The sequence below is a fragment of the Deltaproteobacteria bacterium genome, assembly GCA_026388545.1.
Lineage (GTDB): Bacteria > Desulfobacterota > Syntrophia > Syntrophales > UBA2185 > JAPLJS01.
Window position 1 is genome coordinate 15,386 of the sequence record JAPLJS010000098.1, and the last position, 17,790, is coordinate 33,175.

Annotated in this window: 15 protein-coding genes; 6 read left to right on the forward strand and 9 right to left on the reverse strand. The window is 45.2% G+C overall.

What is annotated here, in order from left to right; translation table 11 throughout:
- Window positions 1–428: 428 nt before the first annotated feature.
- A complete protein-coding gene (locus NTW12_11430) occupies window positions 429–2,165 on the reverse strand; it encodes a bifunctional UDP-sugar hydrolase/5'-nucleotidase (GenBank protein ID MCX5846947.1) in 1,737 nt (578 codons plus the stop codon).
- A gap of 456 nt (window positions 2,166–2,621) precedes the next feature.
- Between NTW12_11430 and NTW12_11435 the strand changes: the two genes are divergently transcribed.
- The 6 genes from NTW12_11435 to NTW12_11460 all read left to right on the forward strand — a co-directional run bounded on the left by NTW12_11435 (window position 2,622) and on the right by NTW12_11460 (window position 8,773).
- Window positions 2,622–3,950, forward strand: a complete 1,329-nt coding sequence (locus tag NTW12_11435) for a hypothetical protein (GenBank protein ID MCX5846948.1) — start codon at window positions 2,622–2,624, stop codon at window positions 3,948–3,950.
- Between the two features lie 191 nt (window positions 3,951–4,141).
- Complete coding sequence (locus NTW12_11440; protein ID MCX5846949.1) at window positions 4,142–5,059, forward strand: helix-turn-helix transcriptional regulator; 918 nt, start codon at window positions 4,142–4,144, stop codon at window positions 5,057–5,059.
- Between the two features lie 37 nt (window positions 5,060–5,096).
- The gene (locus NTW12_11445) at window positions 5,097–5,945 is read left to right on the forward strand and encodes a substrate-binding domain-containing protein (GenBank protein ID MCX5846950.1); all 849 of its coding nucleotides are present in this window, start codon (window positions 5,097–5,099) and stop codon (window positions 5,943–5,945) included.
- A 129-nt stretch (window positions 5,946–6,074) separates the two neighbouring features.
- Window positions 6,075–6,863: a substrate-binding domain-containing protein gene (locus NTW12_11450; protein ID MCX5846951.1), complete on the forward strand. Its 789-nt coding sequence runs from the start codon at window positions 6,075–6,077 to the stop codon at window positions 6,861–6,863.
- A 117-nt stretch (window positions 6,864–6,980) separates the two neighbouring features.
- The gene (locus NTW12_11455) at window positions 6,981–7,679 is read left to right on the forward strand and encodes an ABC transporter permease (GenBank protein MCX5846952.1); all 699 of its coding nucleotides are present in this window, start codon (window positions 6,981–6,983) and stop codon (window positions 7,677–7,679) included.
- Window positions 7,676–8,773: an ABC transporter ATP-binding protein gene (locus NTW12_11460; GenBank protein MCX5846953.1), complete on the forward strand. Its 1,098-nt coding sequence runs from the start codon at window positions 7,676–7,678 to the stop codon at window positions 8,771–8,773. The genes NTW12_11455 and NTW12_11460 overlap by 4 nt, the downstream gene beginning before the upstream one ends.
- A 43-nt stretch (window positions 8,774–8,816) precedes the next feature.
- Here NTW12_11460 and NTW12_11465 read toward each other — a convergent pair whose 3' ends face one another.
- From NTW12_11465 to NTW12_11500, 8 genes are all read right to left on the reverse strand, one after another.
- A complete protein-coding gene (locus tag NTW12_11465) occupies window positions 8,817–11,198 on the reverse strand; it encodes a PAS domain S-box protein (protein MCX5846954.1) in 2,382 nt (793 codons plus the stop codon).
- Between the two features lie 17 nt (window positions 11,199–11,215).
- On the reverse strand, window positions 11,216–12,124 hold the full coding sequence (locus tag NTW12_11470) for a hypothetical protein (protein MCX5846955.1): 909 nt from the start codon (window positions 12,122–12,124) through the stop codon (window positions 11,216–11,218).
- 18 nt (window positions 12,125–12,142) lie between these two features.
- A complete protein-coding gene (locus NTW12_11475) occupies window positions 12,143–14,146 on the reverse strand; it encodes a TonB-dependent receptor (protein MCX5846956.1) in 2,004 nt (667 codons plus the stop codon).
- A 268-nt stretch (window positions 14,147–14,414) separates the two neighbouring features.
- A complete protein-coding gene (locus NTW12_11480; protein MCX5846957.1) occupies window positions 14,415–16,202 on the reverse strand; it encodes a long-chain fatty acid--CoA ligase in 1,788 nt (595 codons plus the stop codon).
- Between the two features lie 157 nt (window positions 16,203–16,359).
- Complete coding sequence (locus NTW12_11485) at window positions 16,360–16,548, reverse strand: type II toxin-antitoxin system HicA family toxin (protein MCX5846958.1); 189 nt, start codon at window positions 16,546–16,548, stop codon at window positions 16,360–16,362.
- Window positions 16,545–16,757: a type II toxin-antitoxin system HicB family antitoxin gene (locus NTW12_11490; protein ID MCX5846959.1), complete on the reverse strand. Its 213-nt coding sequence runs from the start codon at window positions 16,755–16,757 to the stop codon at window positions 16,545–16,547. Before NTW12_11490 ends, NTW12_11485 begins: the two co-directional genes overlap by 4 nt.
- A 153-nt stretch (window positions 16,758–16,910) precedes the next feature.
- A complete protein-coding gene (locus NTW12_11495; GenBank protein ID MCX5846960.1) occupies window positions 16,911–17,291 on the reverse strand; it encodes a PIN domain-containing protein in 381 nt (126 codons plus the stop codon).
- On the reverse strand, window positions 17,282–17,482 hold the full coding sequence (locus NTW12_11500; GenBank protein MCX5846961.1) for a type II toxin-antitoxin system VapB family antitoxin: 201 nt from the start codon (window positions 17,480–17,482) through the stop codon (window positions 17,282–17,284). The genes NTW12_11495 and NTW12_11500 overlap by 10 nt, the downstream gene beginning before the upstream one ends.
- Window positions 17,483–17,790 lie beyond the last annotated feature (308 nt).

Here is a 17,790-nt window from a genome sequence, read left to right on the forward strand (position 1 = left end):
TGCCCGCCGGATACCCCAACGCAACAGAAGTTGCCGGCGCGGTGTTGGCCGCTCAGTCATTTGGAGATAAGAAAGAAGCGGAGTCGGCTTTCGGATTTGACATCGTCGGTGCGGGTATATTGCCTGTCAGAGTCATTTTTGACAATAAAGGGAAACATCCAATAGACATTATAGCCAGTCAGACATTTCTGGTGGATGGTGAAAACAACCTCTGGCCAGTTCTTGAGGAAAGAATGGCCTATGATCGAATAAATAAGAAAACGGAACTGGGTAAGGTTGTACCGGAGGCGGGGAAATATGGCGCGTTCATGGGTGTTGCGGGCGGTATTGTCGGTGCGGCAATCGGCATTGTATCGCGGCATAATGTTGCTGATGCGGCGATGAAAGGGGCGGCCCTGGGTGCGGCTGCGGGAATCACCATGGGTGGTTCAAAAGGATTGAGCGACACGGATGTCCAAGCCAGAATCAGGTCGGATCTGGAAAAGAGGTCCCTCGAAAACCGTTCCATCAGGCCCGGTGAGATCGCCCATGGGTTTATATTTTTCCCGGGCGAATCGAAAAAGGCAATTGAGCTGAGGCTGCAGATCAAAGAGGTTGACACGGGAAAGACCTACCTGCTCGTCATGAAGCTTTAGTCTCTTCAATTCTATACTAATGATAATCCTCTCCTCTGTCCGTGGGGAAACAGGGGAGTGCTTTTTAAGGTAGGATACGAAAACATCCCGCAAGGCCATCCCGTAGACGATATTTTTCCCTTTCTTGAAGGTCGAAAATGCGTCGCCGCCATCGGCCAGGAAATCAACGGTTGTTACCGTATACGTCTTTTGTCTATCTAAAGGTCTGCTCTCAACATATGCATCTTTAATTCTGGAGCCCGCCGGTTCGGATAAATCATAACGAATTTTTATGCCCGATACCTGCAGGATTCCGCGTTCCAGCTTCGCGCTGCGTTCGAGAATTTCAAGGATATGCTCCCCTGTAAGGTTCATGGTCACAAGTGCGTCATCGAACGGCAGAAGGGTAAAGACCTGCTCCATCGTGATCTTCCCTCTTGGGATATTGGTTCTGATTCCCCCGCTGTTCAGAAAGGCAATATCCGCGTTTGTTGTTTCCTTCATGGCGTCGCATACAAGGTTTCCTACGTTCGATTCCTGTTGGTGATGTCTTACCAGATCGATGGAAGTTTCACCGACTACCCGGGCAAACTCCTTTTGAATTTTACCATAGTATGTTTGAACAATCTTGGCTGTTTCTTCATCATACGGATCGCCTTTATCGGCGATTACCTGTCTGAGCTCTCTTTCTTCCGTGTGCTGAAGGATCATGCCGGTATTCGTATCGATTCTGAGTTTTAATATTCCCAGATATAATCCGTTGCAGCCTGCCTGGACAATAATTGTATCCCCGACGACTATCGGCGTTGCCAATGGCGTATGACTGTGCCCTCCAACGATTACATGAACGCCGGAAACACCCCGTGCCAGCTCTTTATCGGCGTTCACGCCTAAGTGTGAAAGAACGATAATAATAGCGGCCCCTTCGTCTTTTACCTTATCTATGAGGTGGGGAAGGATGACCTCCGGCTTGTAAACGAGCACTCGCTTTTCATCACCGGGTTTTGTGACGTAGAGAACTTCAGGTGTGGTAAAACCGATAATTGCGATTTTTACGCTTTTTCTGGTTACAATGATATACGGTTTAACCCCCGGGAGGTATTGATCAAGGTCATCTTTGATATTCGCAGACAAATAAGGGAAGTTGGACATAGCCGGAAAATGTTTAAAGGCCTCCATCCCCCAGTCGAATTCGTGATTTCCGACGGCCATTGCATCGAATCTCAGATAATTCATCACATCGATGACCGGTTGCCCCTTGAAGAGATTGGAAACAGGCGTTCCCTGAAACATGTCTCCCGCCGAGAGCAGTAAAGTACCCTCCGGGTTCTTTGATCTTTCTTCTTTGATCATTCCAGCCAGATAGGCAGCGCCGCTAACCATTTTCTTTTTGTCCATTCCTGTTTCCATATACGACTGAATACGCCCATGGGTATCATTGACATGAAGGATTGTTAGATCAACAAAGGATGGTTTTTCTGCATAAAGTGACAGAGGAAAAAGAAAGACAAGGATGAAAAGAAGAATGAATATCTTCGAAAACCTTTTCATATATTCTCCTTATGGCCGGAACGCTTCAATTTGCTTTAAGGTCTTATTTCATGAAATGACTCAGCGGCTTCTTAGATACATGGCTTGAAGTGATTTCGCAAGTTCTAAAAGTTGCCGCTTTTCCCGAATGATTACTGGATTATTTTGGATATATTAGTAATAAATTGTAATATTTTGTAATTTTTTTTCTTGCATTTTTTCCTTCTTTATGTATCATTGCGAAGCACGGTGATTTCAAAAGATAAGGGGAAAAGCGCAACATCCTTATATCGATGAGCCTGAGAAAAGTACCCCTTCGGGTTTCAATTCAAGCTGACTGAATTAACAGAACCTTCATAATTCTGTCATCAGCGTGTAACGTTGAGAGGGTATTCTCATTACAATTTAAAAAGCGATCTTTCCACAATCATGCCCGGAAAGGTCAATTTGAAACTAAACTAAAGACAGGAGGAAAAAATGAGAAAGTTTTGTTTAATTTTACTATCAATTGGACTGATTACGGCCTTCTCCATGCCAGCGGCGGCGGCCGATGTTAAGTTCGACGGGTCATATGTTGCGCAGGGTACGTATGACAACAACCGCAAGCTGGCAGATCCTACATACGGAAGCGTGTCCAGTATTTGGCAGCGGGCGAGGATTGGAACAACCTTTAAGATAGCGGAAGGCCTGACATTCACAACCCGGTTCGATGCCATGGAAAAGGTATGGGGCGCCGCGGCAGGATATGCAGCAACTCCTGATACCATTTCGGAGAATATCAAGTTCGAAAATGCGTTTGTGACCTTTGCCGTTCCTATCGGCACCTTTCAGGCGGGATACATGAACAGGGGCGCTTGGGGTACGGTCTATGGAAACAATAGCGAGACGGACAACGGCGCAAGGGCGAGGTACATATTCGTGACGGGTCCGGTAACCGTGCGTGCCGTCTGGGATAAGGTTGAAGGAAGTAAGGGAGTTGTCGCGACACAATATGGGACAGCAGGGTACGCGTCAGAGCACGACTCGGAAAAGTTTGCTCTGGAAGGATGGTACAAATGGAACGCGGGGGAGGCTGGTCTTCAATTACAATACGTACTTGATACTTCCAATGCCGATAGTCAAGCCACCGGCTACAAGGCAAAGTACTATGCCATTAATCCGTACGCGAAAGCTAAGTTCGGGCCCGTCTATGTCGAGGCAGAACTCGGTTTTGCCACGGGTAAATATAGAGAATACATAACAGAAAACGCAACCATCCGGATGGATCAGGATATTTCGGCATGGCGAGGCTATATAATGGCCAATGCTGATCTTAAACCGGCGTACGTAGGCGCTGTTGTGTTCTATGCATCGGGTGATAAGAAGACAACCGATGCGAATGGTACAGGCAGTAAGTATGAAGGCGGAGTGAAGACGGGGAACGACTTCAATCCCTGCCTGATACTGATGAACTATGATATGGGCAGATGGTATGGTGCAGTGGGTAATTATCAAACCGTGGCGAACAATATAGATAACGTCTTCGGCGGCCAGCTCTTCGCCGGCATTAAGCCGATGCCCAAACTGGATGTAAAGTTCAATGTTACCACTGCAAAACTCAATGAAAATCCGACCACCACAGAGTTAGTCAGCAAGAAGCTCGGTTACGAGGCCGATCTTACCGCGGCTTACAAGATCTATGACAACCTCGAATACATGATCGGTTTTGGGTACCTCTGGGCAGGCGATGCCTTCAAGGGCACCAGTTCAACAAACAAGGTTGAAAATGACTATCTCGTGACGCATAAACTGACGCTGACCTTCTAAACTGGTTATTATTAATAATTGTTGCGCTATAAAGAGCCCCGGGGGATACCAGGGGCTCTTTTTCATACCCTGCGTTTACTTTTAGAATAATTCAGAAACAAAAGTAAGATTCAGTAATTGTTTGTAATCTGTTATCTTGAAGTTCTTTTCAGCTTCGTGTATCCTTTTCTATCACTTTCGGGGAGGATGTTATGTCCGGAGATATGCTCAATACAAAAGAGGTAGCCCAGTATCTCGGTATCCATGAGAAGCAGGTCTACGCGCTCGTCAGAGCGAGACGGATTCCTGCCACACGGGTCACGGGGAAATGGATATTCCCGAAAAAGCTGATTGATGCGTGGATTGAAACAAACGCAGGGCAGGGAATCAAGGAAGCTAGACCGAAAAGCAAAAATATTTCAGGCGCCCTGCTGGCAGCAGGCAGCAATGACCCGGTTCTGGATATACTTCAGACCTGTATGCGAAATTCACATCCTGAGTTTTACATCTTTTCTGCAAATACTGGTAGTACAGAAGGACTGAAGGCTCTGAACATGGGTTATACCGATATTGCCTGGTCCCATTTGCTCGATGTCAAAAGCGGCCAATATAATATTCCCTATCTGGCGACCTATCTGTCGAATGTGAGAGCTGTCGTTGTCAATCTCTTCAAGCGTGAGGTAGGATTTCTGGTCGCCCCCGGCAACCCGCGCAAGATCAAAGGCTTTGAGGATCTGGCCAAGAAAGGCAACAGATTTATTAACAGACAGCAGGGCTCCGGTACGCGGCTGCTCATCGATTACCATCTGCAGCGATTGGGGATTACAGCGGTTGGAATTTCCGGCTATGATGTTGAGGTCTACACACATTTTGACGTAGGTCTTTCTATCCTTTCGGGAGAAGCGGATGTGGGGATAGCCACTGCGGTGGTATCAAAACTCCTGGGTCTTCAATTCATACCTATCACCTGGGAAAGCTTTGACATGATCCTTGATCAGGCGACCTTTTTTGAAAAAGGGCTTCAGACATTTATAGATGTTCTTAAATCGGGGGAATTTCGAAAAATAGTAGATAAATTGGGTGGTTATGACTTCAAAAACTCCGGGAAAATACTGTACTCGGCGGTTTGATGTCTCGGCAAAACAGACAGCAGAAAGGATTTTTCTTATGAAAAAGTGGTTATGGATAAGTTTGTTATGTATGTTTATTCCCTGTCTGAGTTTGGCACAGGGCGGAAAGTTTATCCTCATGGCCAGCACAATCGGGCCTATTGATTCAGGCATTGTAAGTGTTTTGGAAGATCAGTTTGAGAAGGAAACAGGCATCCGGGTAAGGCATGTAGGCGCAGGGACAGGAGCGGCCCTGAAGATTGCAGAAAAAGGGAATGTTGACATAGTTATGGTACATGCGAAATCCCTTGAGGAAAAATTCATCAGAGACGGTTTCGGCACGGAGAGAATTCCCCTGATGTACAATGATTTCGTGATTGTCGGCCCTGCGAGCGACCCGGCAGGCGTTAAAGGGTTAAAAACCGCCGCGGAGGCCCTCAAAACAATTTCCGAGAAGGGCGCAGCATTCATCAGTCGAGGCGACAAATCGGGAACGCACGTGGCGGAAATGGAGCTCTGGGCAAAAGCGGGGGTCAAGCCGACCGGCGCCTGGTATAAAATCTATGAAAAGGGAGCCGAGGGAAATGTGCCGACCCTTCGTTACACAGACCAGCAGCAGGCCTATACAGTCATTGACAGGGCGACCTATCTCTCGATAAAGGATCAAATCAAAATAACCATCCTTGTGGAAAAGGATGATGCCCTGTTGAATTATATTTCCCTTATCCCGGTTAATGCCGGGAAATTTCCCAGGGTGAATGAAAAAGATGTCAAGACCTTTGTCGCATGGCTCATATCGGCAGAGAAGGGTCAAAAAATCATCCAGGATTTCGGCAAAGACAAGTATGGCGCCCCTCTGTTCTTCCCGAATTCCAAAGAATGGGTGAAGTCACAGGGCAATAAGTAACTGCTTGCTTTGCATAAAAATTAATTCTATTTTTTTTCAGGAGGTAAAATCGTGAAAAGATTCAATAAAATTGGTTTTATTATGGTGATACTATCCGTTTTAGCCGTTGTTTTCAGTGTGTTACCCGCTATGGCTGCGCAACCGCAGCAGAAAAACATTATTCTCGCGACGACGACCAGCACCCAGGATTCGGGTCTTTTGGATGTGCTGATTCCCATCTTTGAAAAGAAGACGGGTTATTTTGTCAAGACCATCGCCGTCGGTTCCGGACAGGCTATGACCATGGGTCAGAAAGGAGAGGCGGATGTACTGCTGGTTCATTCGCCTGATGCGGAGAAGAAATTTGTAGCGGGGGGGTATGGAATCAACAGAAGGCTTGTCATGCATAATGATTTTATTATTGTGGGGCCGAAAACGGATCCCGCCGGAATCAAGGGGTCGAAGTCATCTGTAGAGGCTTTCAAGAAGATTGCCGCAGCGAATGCCGTCTTCATGTCACGAGGAGATAACTCCGGAACCCATTCCAAAGAAAAAGCCATATGGAAGGCTGCCGGAATTAACCCGGAAGGGCAGAAGTGGTATCAGCAGACGGGCCTCGGCATGGGACAGACCTTGAGTATTGCCGCCGAGAAAAAAACGTATACACTTGCCGACCGGGGAACATACCTCGCGTTGAAGAAAAACCTTGGCCTTGATATTCTCGCTCAAGGGGACGCCGTGCTGCTCAACATCTACCATGTCATCGAGGTCAATCCTGCTAAGTGGCCAAAAGTAAATGCCGCAGGATCTAAGGCTTTTGCAGATTTTATGGTTTCCAAGCAGACTCAGGGTATAATTAAAAAATTTGGCGTGGAGAAGTATGGTTCACCTCTGTTCTTCCCCGATGCAGGAAAGAAGGTAGAAGCGTTAGGAAAATAACAATCAGTTCCCGTTATTAAGCTTCCCTCCCCTGGTGGGAGGGATTGAGGGAGGGGGATGAGGCGGGTTCGGAAAGCCTAAGTCAACAGCAGTGGTGGTATAGGAAGGACGCAGTTCATGGACATAATCATCGAAGGAATAAAGCAGGCTTTTATTCTCCTTTTTACCCTCGATCCTGAAGTTTTAGGCATCACCTGGCTTTCCCTGAAGGTGTCTGGTACAGCGACGTTTATCAGCTTGCTGATCGGGGTATCCGTAGGAACCGCGGTGGCTCTCACACAATTTCCTGGAAGAAGGCTTGTCATCAGTTTGATCAATACGGGAATGGGCCTGCCGCCGGTAGTGGTGGGCCTCTTCGTTACCATTTTCCTCTGGCGAAACGGACCACTGGGTTTCCTCGAAATCCTCTATACACCGACAGCAATCATCATCGCTCAGGCCATCATTGCCACGCCCATCGTCATGGGCATCAGCCTGGCTGCCATGCAGGCTTTGCCGGCGAATCTCAGATTGCAGATTCTGGCTCTCGGGGCGACCCGCCTTCAGATGGTATGGATATTGGTAAAAGAGGCCCGGCTTCCCCTCCTGGCTGCTGTAATGGCAGGGTTCGGAGGCGTTATTTCCGAAGTCGGAGCGTCCATCATGGTCGGTGGTAATATCAAGGGATACTCGCGCGTCCTGACGACAGCAACCGTTATGGAAACAAGTAAAGGGAATTTTGATATCGCCATGGCCCTCGGCATTATATTGTTGCTGTTAGCGTTTTTTATTAATTCTATCCTCACACATATCCAGCAGAGAGAGCGACCGCGGTGAATACGGGGAAAGCCATACTCGAGGTCAAAAATCTTCAGGTCAAGAGGGGAGGGGTGCTTGTTTTAGATATTCCCACCCTCGCGTTTCCGGAAGGAAAAGTCCTTTCTCTTATCGGTCCGAATGGAGCAGGCAAATCGACGCTGCTGCTTGCGTTGTCCCGTTTGTTGAAGTCAGTAAATGGTGAAATTATCTTCAGGGGACAGAGGATCGAATCGAATCATACAGTAGTAACGTATCGAAGGCATATTGCCATGGTTTTCCAGGAACCCCTTCTCTTTGACACAACGGTCTTTGATAATGTCGCGTCAGGCCTGAAAATTAGAGGAATGGGACAAGATGAAATCAGGCGTGTGGTGGATGAATATCTGGAGCGGTTCGGTATCAGTCACCTTGTCAATCGTTCCGCCCGGAAGCTCTCCGGCGGAGAAGCGCAGCGGACAAGCCTCGCAAGGGCTTTTGCGGTAAAGCCCGAGATCATTTTCCTCGATGAACCTTTTTCGTCCCTCGATCCGCCGACGCGTGAATCATTGATGGAAGACCTCGATCGAATCCTCCGTGAAACGAAAACGACGGCTGTTATGGCGACGCACGACCAGATGGAGGCCCTCAGGTTGTCGGATCAGATTGCAGTCATGAATCAGGGAAAAATCGCGCAGATCGGATCTCCGGCGGAGGTGATGAATAATCCTGTGGACGAATTTGTCGCTTCATTCGTGGGCATGGAGACGGTTTTAACAGGGCGTGTGACAAAAAAATATGGCAGCACCTTTGTCGCGTCTGTCTCAGGCCGGGATGTTGAAGCAGTCGGTACTGTCGATATAGGGGGAACAGTCGTCTGTTTTATCCGCCCTGAGAATGTGACCCTTTCAACAGGTACTTCGGGGGAGGCGACAAGTGCAAGAAATGTATTTCACGGAAATATTGTTAAGATCACTCCTATGGGGCTCTTCAACAAAATTCGTCTTGAATGCGGTTTCCCCCTCATAGCCTATGTAACCCACCAGTCGCTGGAAAATCTATCGCTCCGTGAGGGAAGCGACGTGGTTGCATCTTTCAAGGCAACCGCCGTTCATGTGATCCGGAAAACACTATGAGCGATTCATTGCGGCTCATCAGCGCTCTATCTGCCATTTGCAATCATTTATCCAGTTCCCTCCGGACCGCCAGCCCGAGTTTCTCACGAATGTAGGGTTTTCTGACATACGCGCCGGCTCCCAGTTTCTGGGCTTCCTTAACGCGGTCTGTTTCGGAAAAGCCGCTCACGATAATCGCCTTCTGGTTTGATGTAATTTCGATAATTTTTTTGTATGTTTGCAAACCGTCGATGCCCGGATCCATGATCATATCGAGAAGTACGAGATCTGCCTTGTTGGCTTTTAAGTGTTCCACCGCCTCTTCACCGCTTGAGACAGATGTCACTTGATAATTCAGGTTATTCAGCATGGCTACCGCCAGCTCCCTTTGTGCCTGCACATCGTCCACCACGAGAAGTGTCTCCCTCCTGCCCATATATTCATTAACAGAGACAGGCGGCTGAACCTTGGGTAACTCCTTTCTCGTGACAGGGAAATAGAGGGAAAATGTTGTTCCTTTTCCCTCCTCACTCTGGACATCAATATATCCTCCATGATCTTTTACCGTTCCCCAGACTATCGCCAGTCCCAGGCCTGTCCCACTTCGCCCCATAACCTTCTTTGTGTAAAAAGGCTCAAATATCCTGCTGATATCCTGGGGGGAAATTCCTTTTCCCGTATCGGATACGGAAAGCACAACGTAATCCCCTTCCTCCATGGTATCATACCCCTTGATAGGAATATCTAAGTAACGGTTACATGTGGTAACAGTAATTACACCTCCATCGGGCATAGCCTCAGCGGCATTTGAGATAAGATTCATGATGCTCTTGCTCGAATGTAAAGGTGAACCTATAATATTTAAAAGATTCTCTTCACAGTCAGTTTTCACCTTGACCAGTTTGTGGAAGGACATCATTTTCTCAAATTCCGGCGTCTTGAGATATTCAGAAATGATATCATTCATATTAATAACCTCTGAAACGGCAACACCTCTTCTGGCCATGGTGAGCAGGTCCTGGATGATTGCGGCAGCTCTTAAGCTGGATTGCAAGATATGTGTTACGTGCCTTCTCAAGGGGTTTCCCTCAGGGATTTCTAAGAGAAGCAGTTCCGAGTAGCCCACAAGAACTCCCAGGACATTATTAAGATCATGAGCGACACCACCTGCTAAGGTGCCCATCGCTTCCATCTTCTGGGCACGAAGAAGCTGAGCCGCAAGTTTCTTCTGTTCAGTAATATCTATAAGAGATGCCAAACTTTTTTTCGTTCCCGGGATCAGGTCGATGTTGATAAATAAGTCCTTAATTTGTCCGTTTTTATGAATAATTTGGAACTCATATTGTTTCGGGGCAGCATTCGGGTTCGTTTTCCGAAGTGCTCGATACATATTCATCTTTTGTAAGTCATCTTTTACAACGAATTCCATCCAATTCTTTTTGTTTTCCACTTCCTCCTTTAAATATCCGGTTAGTTTTTCAAATTCCGTGTTTACAAGTGATAGGATGCCATCTTCTTCAATAATTACCATGGCCGTTCCCGTATTTTCAAAGATGGTACGATACTTTCTTTCCGATTCTTTCAATGCCTCTTCTCGTTCGAGCAACTCCATTGTTCTCTCAAGAATTTTTCCTTCCAGCATCTGATGGTAGGAGTCTTGAAATTTTTTGTTGTCTTCAAGATTTTCTGTCATGGAATTAAAAGCAACAGCCAGTTCACCCATTTCATCTGTTCTGTTCACAGAAACCCGGTGGGAAAAATTACCTGACGTAACTTCCCGGGTACCTTCCACTAACATCTGCAGCGGCTGTATTAACCGGTTTGATGCGATGATTAAGAAGAGTATACTTATAACGGTAATAACTGTTGTGAGGAACAGGGTGTTTTTGACAGATGAATAGATAAGTCCATTTGTCCTGTTCAGAGAAAAACCCACAGTGATTTCTCCGATTGACCGTTTCTCCGGAGTACCGGTTGATTCAGCAATTTGAAACAAATCTTCTTCAACAGGTGTCCAGACGGGAAAAGAAACGAACAGAAATCCGCTGCGCTCAGAAAAAACCGTCTGATCATTTCCCTTTTGAATGTGATGCACTGTAACATCACCTTCCCGCGGGACAATTTCTTTTTCTATACTTAACAGTTTTTTGCCTGTTGTGTCCTGGATGTCAATGAACGATACATCCTCATCGTTTATCATACCTGTAGCTAACTTTCTGATAGCTGGTATATCTTCCAGGAGAACAGGGTACTCACAATTATAAGCAAGATTCCTGACGAAAGAAGCAGCCCTGTTTTTTAACTCATTTTCGAACGCTTTTTTTTCGGTGATAATGAAATAGGAGGTAAAAATGGTGGCAATTACAACAATTATCATGATGCCGTACAGGATGATCTTTCCTTTTAGTCGTAAACGGATGAGCGGCATTCGATTTCTTAGTTTCATATAGGCCTTTTCTTCCCTTAGTAAATTTTATCAGCCGTTTTCAGAAAATAATCCGGAAGTGATATTTCCAAAGCTTTTGCGACCTTTTCATTAATAGCAATTCTTGTCTTTCTGGGTTCAGTCCTTTTTGGGGCCGGTATTTCGTCGTTGAGGATTTTTATAGCGATTAATGCTGCCTGACGCCCCATATCCCTGTGATCTCCATAAAGAGACAACAGTGCGCCGGCCTTTGCGAACTGGGGTGAGAAACCGACAAAAGGGATATTCTTTCGCAGTGTAAATAGCAGGATATATTTGGCAGTCTCGGGCCCATACACTGTCTGGTCGTAGATGGACCATAAAAGATCGATCCTGTTTTCTAATTTCTGAAGGGCGGAAGGGATTGCTTTAATGGAATGAACCTGTATCGCGATCAGGCGAAAGCCCATGGCATGTGCGCTCTTTTCCGCCTCGACAATCAGTTTCTGATTATGTTCAGGGTTGTAGATGACGCCGATGCGTTTCACTTTTGGAAAGGCGGTTTTTATGATTTTAAATTGTATTGCATGAGGGATATCAATGACTACACCATAAACATCCTGTCTATTGACAAGGGTGTAAGCCTTTGAAAGGGTTACGAGGCAAAAGATTTTAGGAATATTCTTTATATCCGAAACGCTTTCCAGCGCCTTTGTACCTATACAAAGAATGGCAGCAGGTCGGATGGCAGAGATTTTCGCGGCCAACGTGGACCGGTTATCCACGCCATCGACAAAGATCAAGCGGATGCTCTGCCCTTGCAGTTCGGCCCTGAATCCTGCAATGACCTCATCATAGGGAAGCAGACCATCACTTTTGACGACTGCAACCTTAAATTCCCCGGCGTAAGTCGAAGAAGATATAAGAATAATCAAAAATATTAGAATAATGCGTTTCGCTATAGACATGCAAATATTTGAAAGCGTTTAAAATAAATAATCTATCTTGAAACGATAGTTTCTTCCATCCTGCCTTATGTTCCTTTGAGTGTGATCAATCGAAACGGGATCGGAGTAATTTTCGTCAAATACATTATAAATACCGAAAGACATACCGAGACCTTTCACCATATTTTGGGCAGATATAGTGAGATCGGCAACGATAGATTCACTAACAGACTCTCTGTCGCGATTTAATCTTTGGCTCATATATCTGCATTGGGCGCCAAGATTGTAATTATCTCTAAAAAATGGAAGAGTTACTCCCGTCTTAACAAGATGGCGGGGAGAATTGACCAACCATTGTCCGGTAACATCATCCTTTGTCTCTTGATATGTGTAGCTGATCTGCCCTTTAAGGACATCAGGCCAGATCATTTCTATGCCCATTTCTAAGCCATTACCTTTGACCCGATCTGTATTCTGAAACTGAAGGGATGCATCATCCGGGTTCTGTACTTGCGTGATGAGATCCTTGATCTCGTAGCGGAAAGCCGAAACTGTTGACTTCAGAATAGTACTTAGTTCCTGCTCCCATACGGCTTCATAGGTGTGGAGAAGCTCCGGCTTAAGATCAGGATTTGCTTTATACGTACTGGCACTCGGTGTTATGAACTGATAGTAAAGTTCATATACATTCGGTGCTCTGAAGGCTTGACCATAAAGCAGTTTTACCGTACTTTCTTTCACCGGCTTTAAAATAAAACCCACCCTGGGACTCAGGTGTTCTCCGAAAGTCGAATAATGATCATATCTGAGTCCGGCTATGAGACGTAAATGTGAACTTATATCCATCTCATCTTGCAGATATGAAGACCACGTTGTGAAAGAACGATTATCGTCAACATAGATAACTTGTGGATCAACATCATAGTTTTTCTGCTTGGCTTCCATGTGGCGCAACACTTCACCACCTATCAATAAAGAGGAGGATGCAATCTTATGGGAATAGTTCAATTCTGTTCCTATCCACTGGCCCAGGGCCTTATCCTTATTGATGGTAATGGGAGGGTAGTCATATGGATAATCTCCCTCGTAGTAATATCGGTCGTAATAGACTCTGGTCATCACGCGCCTGTTGTCGTCAAGGCTGTGCTCCCATTTAATCTCTGCAAAATCTCGCTCATCTACTGTCTTGAATCGATTGTCATTGAAGATGGTGTCAAAGCTCGCAGTTGGGATCGATTTTTCTCTCCAGCCGATGTTGGCGAGAAAAGAAAAATCATGATAACTTGCTTTCAGAAAAAATTTCTTCGCTTTTTCTCCATCGGCATTTCTTGCCCATCCGTTTGAGGTTGGAGGAGAGTCGAACTCTGCATAGTAATGATCCTGACCTTTGCTGTCCAATAAACTAAGGGAGAAGATCAGATCAACATCATTTTCGAATTCTTTTCCATAAACTAAACCGCCCGTATAGGTGTTGTAGCTCATTGTCTCTGCTTTTGTATACAATCCGTCAATTTCTTTGCCTTTTTTTGTTAAAATATTGACAGTTCCGAGGACGGCATTACTACCATAAAGGGATGAACCCGGCCCGCGGACGAATTCAATTTTTTTCACCACATCCATGTCAACCCCGAAGGCCTCCCCCATGGAAAAACTCCCGTAGATATTATCGTTATACGTGTGCCCGTCCACGAGCTGCAATACACGGTTGCCGTAATCACCAAGCCGGGCGAATCCGCGTACGCCAATGTAGTCATAGTTCCGGTCAGAGTAAGTATAGAAGCTTCTTACATTTTTAACCACATCAGTGAGATTGCGGTGACCGTATTTCTTGATGTCTTCATCGGTTATTATTGTAATGGATGCGGGGGCATCCCGAATGCCCTGCAAACGTTTGGAGGCAGTAAAAACGTCTTCGATCTCCATAAAGCCTAATTCTTCATCGGCAAGTTCTTCTGAATATGCGTTGAAGGGATACACAAATAAAAAGAAAAACGGTATTAAGCCTCCTGCCAGAATGATACGGAATCGTTGCATTGCATTCATAGGTAAATAGACCTCTTTGGGATATGTCAAATGTATGGAAATTTCAGCAAGTAACATGCCACCTATGTACTTTAATAGTCCTGTACAATTTGATTGAAGACCTTGACCTATTATTGTGAGAGAAAATGAATTGTACCCCACCTTCCAGGTACAACAATTCATGTCATAAAAAAAGACGGTTTTCTGCTGTCTGAAAATTTGTATTTTCCCTTGTGTTGTACTGGGTTATAAAACGGTATAATGGAAACAACGAGAAAATGATGGCTGGTTATTTTTCCGTGTACAGGGCATCAATAATATCTTTATATTTATCGTTAACCACCTTTCTCTTCAGTTTCATTGTCGGTGTCATCTCTCCGGCTTCTTGCGTGAAGGGGCTGGAGAGCAGAATAAATTTCTTGATCTGTTCGTGACCGGCAAGGTCTTTAGAATTTTCATCAATGCGCTTCTGATAGAATTGAATGATAGCCTGATTTTTGACCAGGTCTTCCCGCGAAGAATACGCAATATTATGGGTTTTGGCATACTCTTCCAAGGCGTCAAACGCGGGCACAATAATCGCGGACACAAATTTTCTGGCGTCCCCGATAATCGCTATCTGATCGATGTAGTAATCTTTGCCGATCATGGTTTCAACGAGCTGTGGAGCAATGTATTTACCGCCCGATGTCTTCATAAGGTCCTTGATCCGGTCTGTAATAGTAAGATAACCTTCCTCCAAAATACCAACGTCCCCCGTCTTGAACCAGCCGTCTTCAAATGATTCAGCCGTTGCCTCCGGTTTCTTATAGTAGCCCTTCGTAACTGTAGGGCCTTTGACGAGTATCTCGCCATTGCCGGCGATCTTGACATAAACCCCATCCAGAGGTTTACCAACGGTTCCGGGCCTGAAATGGTATTTATCATGGACGGTTACTGTTGCACAGGTTTCTGTCAGCCCGTATCCATAGGCAATAAATATCCCCGCTGAATGAAAAAATTCCTCAATTTCTTTTGAAAGAGGAGCACCGGCACAGGGGAACAATCGGATTCGGCCGCCCACAATCTCTCTGATCTTTTTTAAGACGAGCCTGTCGGCAATCAGATGTTTTAGTTTGAGGCTGGGAGGTATCATCATTTTTTCTTTTTCCCTCAGGTATGCCTGTTCGCCAACCTTGATGGCCCATTTGAAGAGCTTCTTTTTCGACGGAGGTGCGCTTTCCAATTTATCAAAAATCGCAGAGTAGATTTTTTCATAGAATCGGGGGACGGCACACATGACGGTGGGTCTTACTTCTTTCATGTATTCGATAATTCTTGATATGTCGTCACAGTAGTTGATGATCATGCCGTTTTCGGCAGCAAAATAGCACCATGCCCTCTCAAAAACGTGGCTCAGAGGAAGAAAACAAAGGGACACATCCTGATCACTGACATCAAGGCGTTTCTTATTAGCGATAAAGCAATAATAGAAAGTGGAGTGATGGAGCATGACGCCTTTAGGTTCACCGGTAGTTCCGGATGTGTAGATTATGGTGGCAAGATCATCGATGGAAGCATTGTTCAGACGCTCTTCTACCTCGGCATCTCTGCCGGACTTCCTTCCCAGATCGAGGAAATCCTTAAAATACACAGCGGTATTGTTGCCGTCCAGTTTGACGTTGCTGTCGAATACAATGATTTTCTTAAGATATGGGGATGAATCTGCAAAAGTTTTTACTTTATCATACTGGTCTTGGGCGCCGACAAAAATGATCTTGATTTCCGCTTCGTTAATAATGTACTCGGCCTGTTTTGCCGAAGATGTCGGATAAATGGGTACGGATACTCCCCGGACGGTCAGGATACCGTAGTCGGTAATGGTCCAATCCGGACTATTCTGAGAAAAAAGGGCAACATTATCTCCTGCCGTAACATCAAATTCAAGGAGTCCCTTTGATACCGCCTGTATCTGATCACCCATGGCATTCCAGGAGATATCATTCCACTGCCCGCTTTCTTTGTAACGCAGCGCGGTTCTTTCACCATAGTTCTGAATACGGTTACGGATCATTAAGGCCACGTGTGTTTCATTCATGAATATCTCCCGTTTATTGTTTAGTGACACAATCCACTGAAAAGGCAAAGCAGACGTCGTTTTGTATAAGCTTTTCTTAATGGGATGTCAAAGGCCGTTTAAATACTTATTGTCAATCAATACAAGGCCCAGCCTCCCCCGGTTACCCGCTTAGGGCTTACTTAAGTGATTTTATGCCAAGGTCTTTGCATATTTTTCTTGCGAGATTATTATTGATTTCCGTATGCCGAGGCACAGATGACCGTTTGTTTTGAGTCGGATTCCACCACCACGAATGACTGCCACCCTCTCTAAGAAATTCACATCCTTGTGATCGCAAATACTTCAGCAGGTCATTGCGTTTCATATGGCGATTGTTTCTTCCTTATATCCCGCTCCTACTGCTGCAAGCGCATCTTGACGGTTAAATTCAAGAGCTTCTTTTAAGGTAATCTGAAGACTTGATATTAATTCATCATGGGTTGGTTCTTGACAGTTAACACCGGGCACTTCCTCAATCCAGCCAATCCACCAATCACCTTCCTGCTTTATTATCGCTGTATATTCCTTATTCATGACTAACCCCTTTACATATTTGCTGCCATTATACCTTATAACTCGGTGATTTTGGTATTAATTTTATTGCCCTAACGGTCAGCTTGAGAGGTGCGAATGAAGCACAGCGGAATGAACATCCTACTCAAAGCTGAGGTTCGGCGAGGGCCATTTTTAATCCAATAGATGTAGTTCAAGAATGTCTTTCATAAGTCTAAAATGGTTATCAAACGAATAAATTTCACAGCGATTTTGTTTCGCGTTTTGGGCAACTATTAGATCAGAAATGCCGATCCCATTTAAACCATTTTTCAAACATTTGAATTGGAACTCGATAATTTGGTCCCAGTTGATGAGTAAATATAACTTTTTAACAGTATACAATAATTTTACAATCTTTCTTTGATTGTGAACTTTCAAAGACGGAACTAATTCTGCAAGTATAAGATCATTAATAACAATGAGGTCTTCATCAATTAGGAAATCGAGTTTTGCTGAATTATTCCCACTCCTGAAATATTCAATCCACACAGATGTATCGACTATTACCGACATTGACGCTCCCTAATGACGTCCAGATCAATGTCCAAATCCACCGTTCCTTTAAATTTTTTCAAATCGGCAATCTTTGATTTCCTGATCAATCCCTCTAAAGCGGTAATAATTACCTTGGTTTTTGTATTAATATGAGTAGTTTTCATAGCCTCATTAATTAAATCTTCCGGTATATCAAGTGTAGTTCTCATAATTGACCTCCTTATGCATATAAATAACATTTTATGCATATAATGTCAAGTTTTACGCCTGACGTGCTGATCACCGGCGGCTATAAGCCGTCCGGTGGATTAGCTGGTGTACGCCCGGCACGGGCGTGAACTTATGGGGTGAAAGTCCCCTGTATATGAATCCTGTCAATGTCGAGTACATTGACACAAGTACTAGCCGAAGGCAAGGGCGGAACCGCGAGGGACCGTCCGAAGGAAGCCGGAGTGCAAAGCTATGAGCCGACGAACAGAAACAGCATACAAGGCTGAGTCTCCGGGTAAGTCAGCAC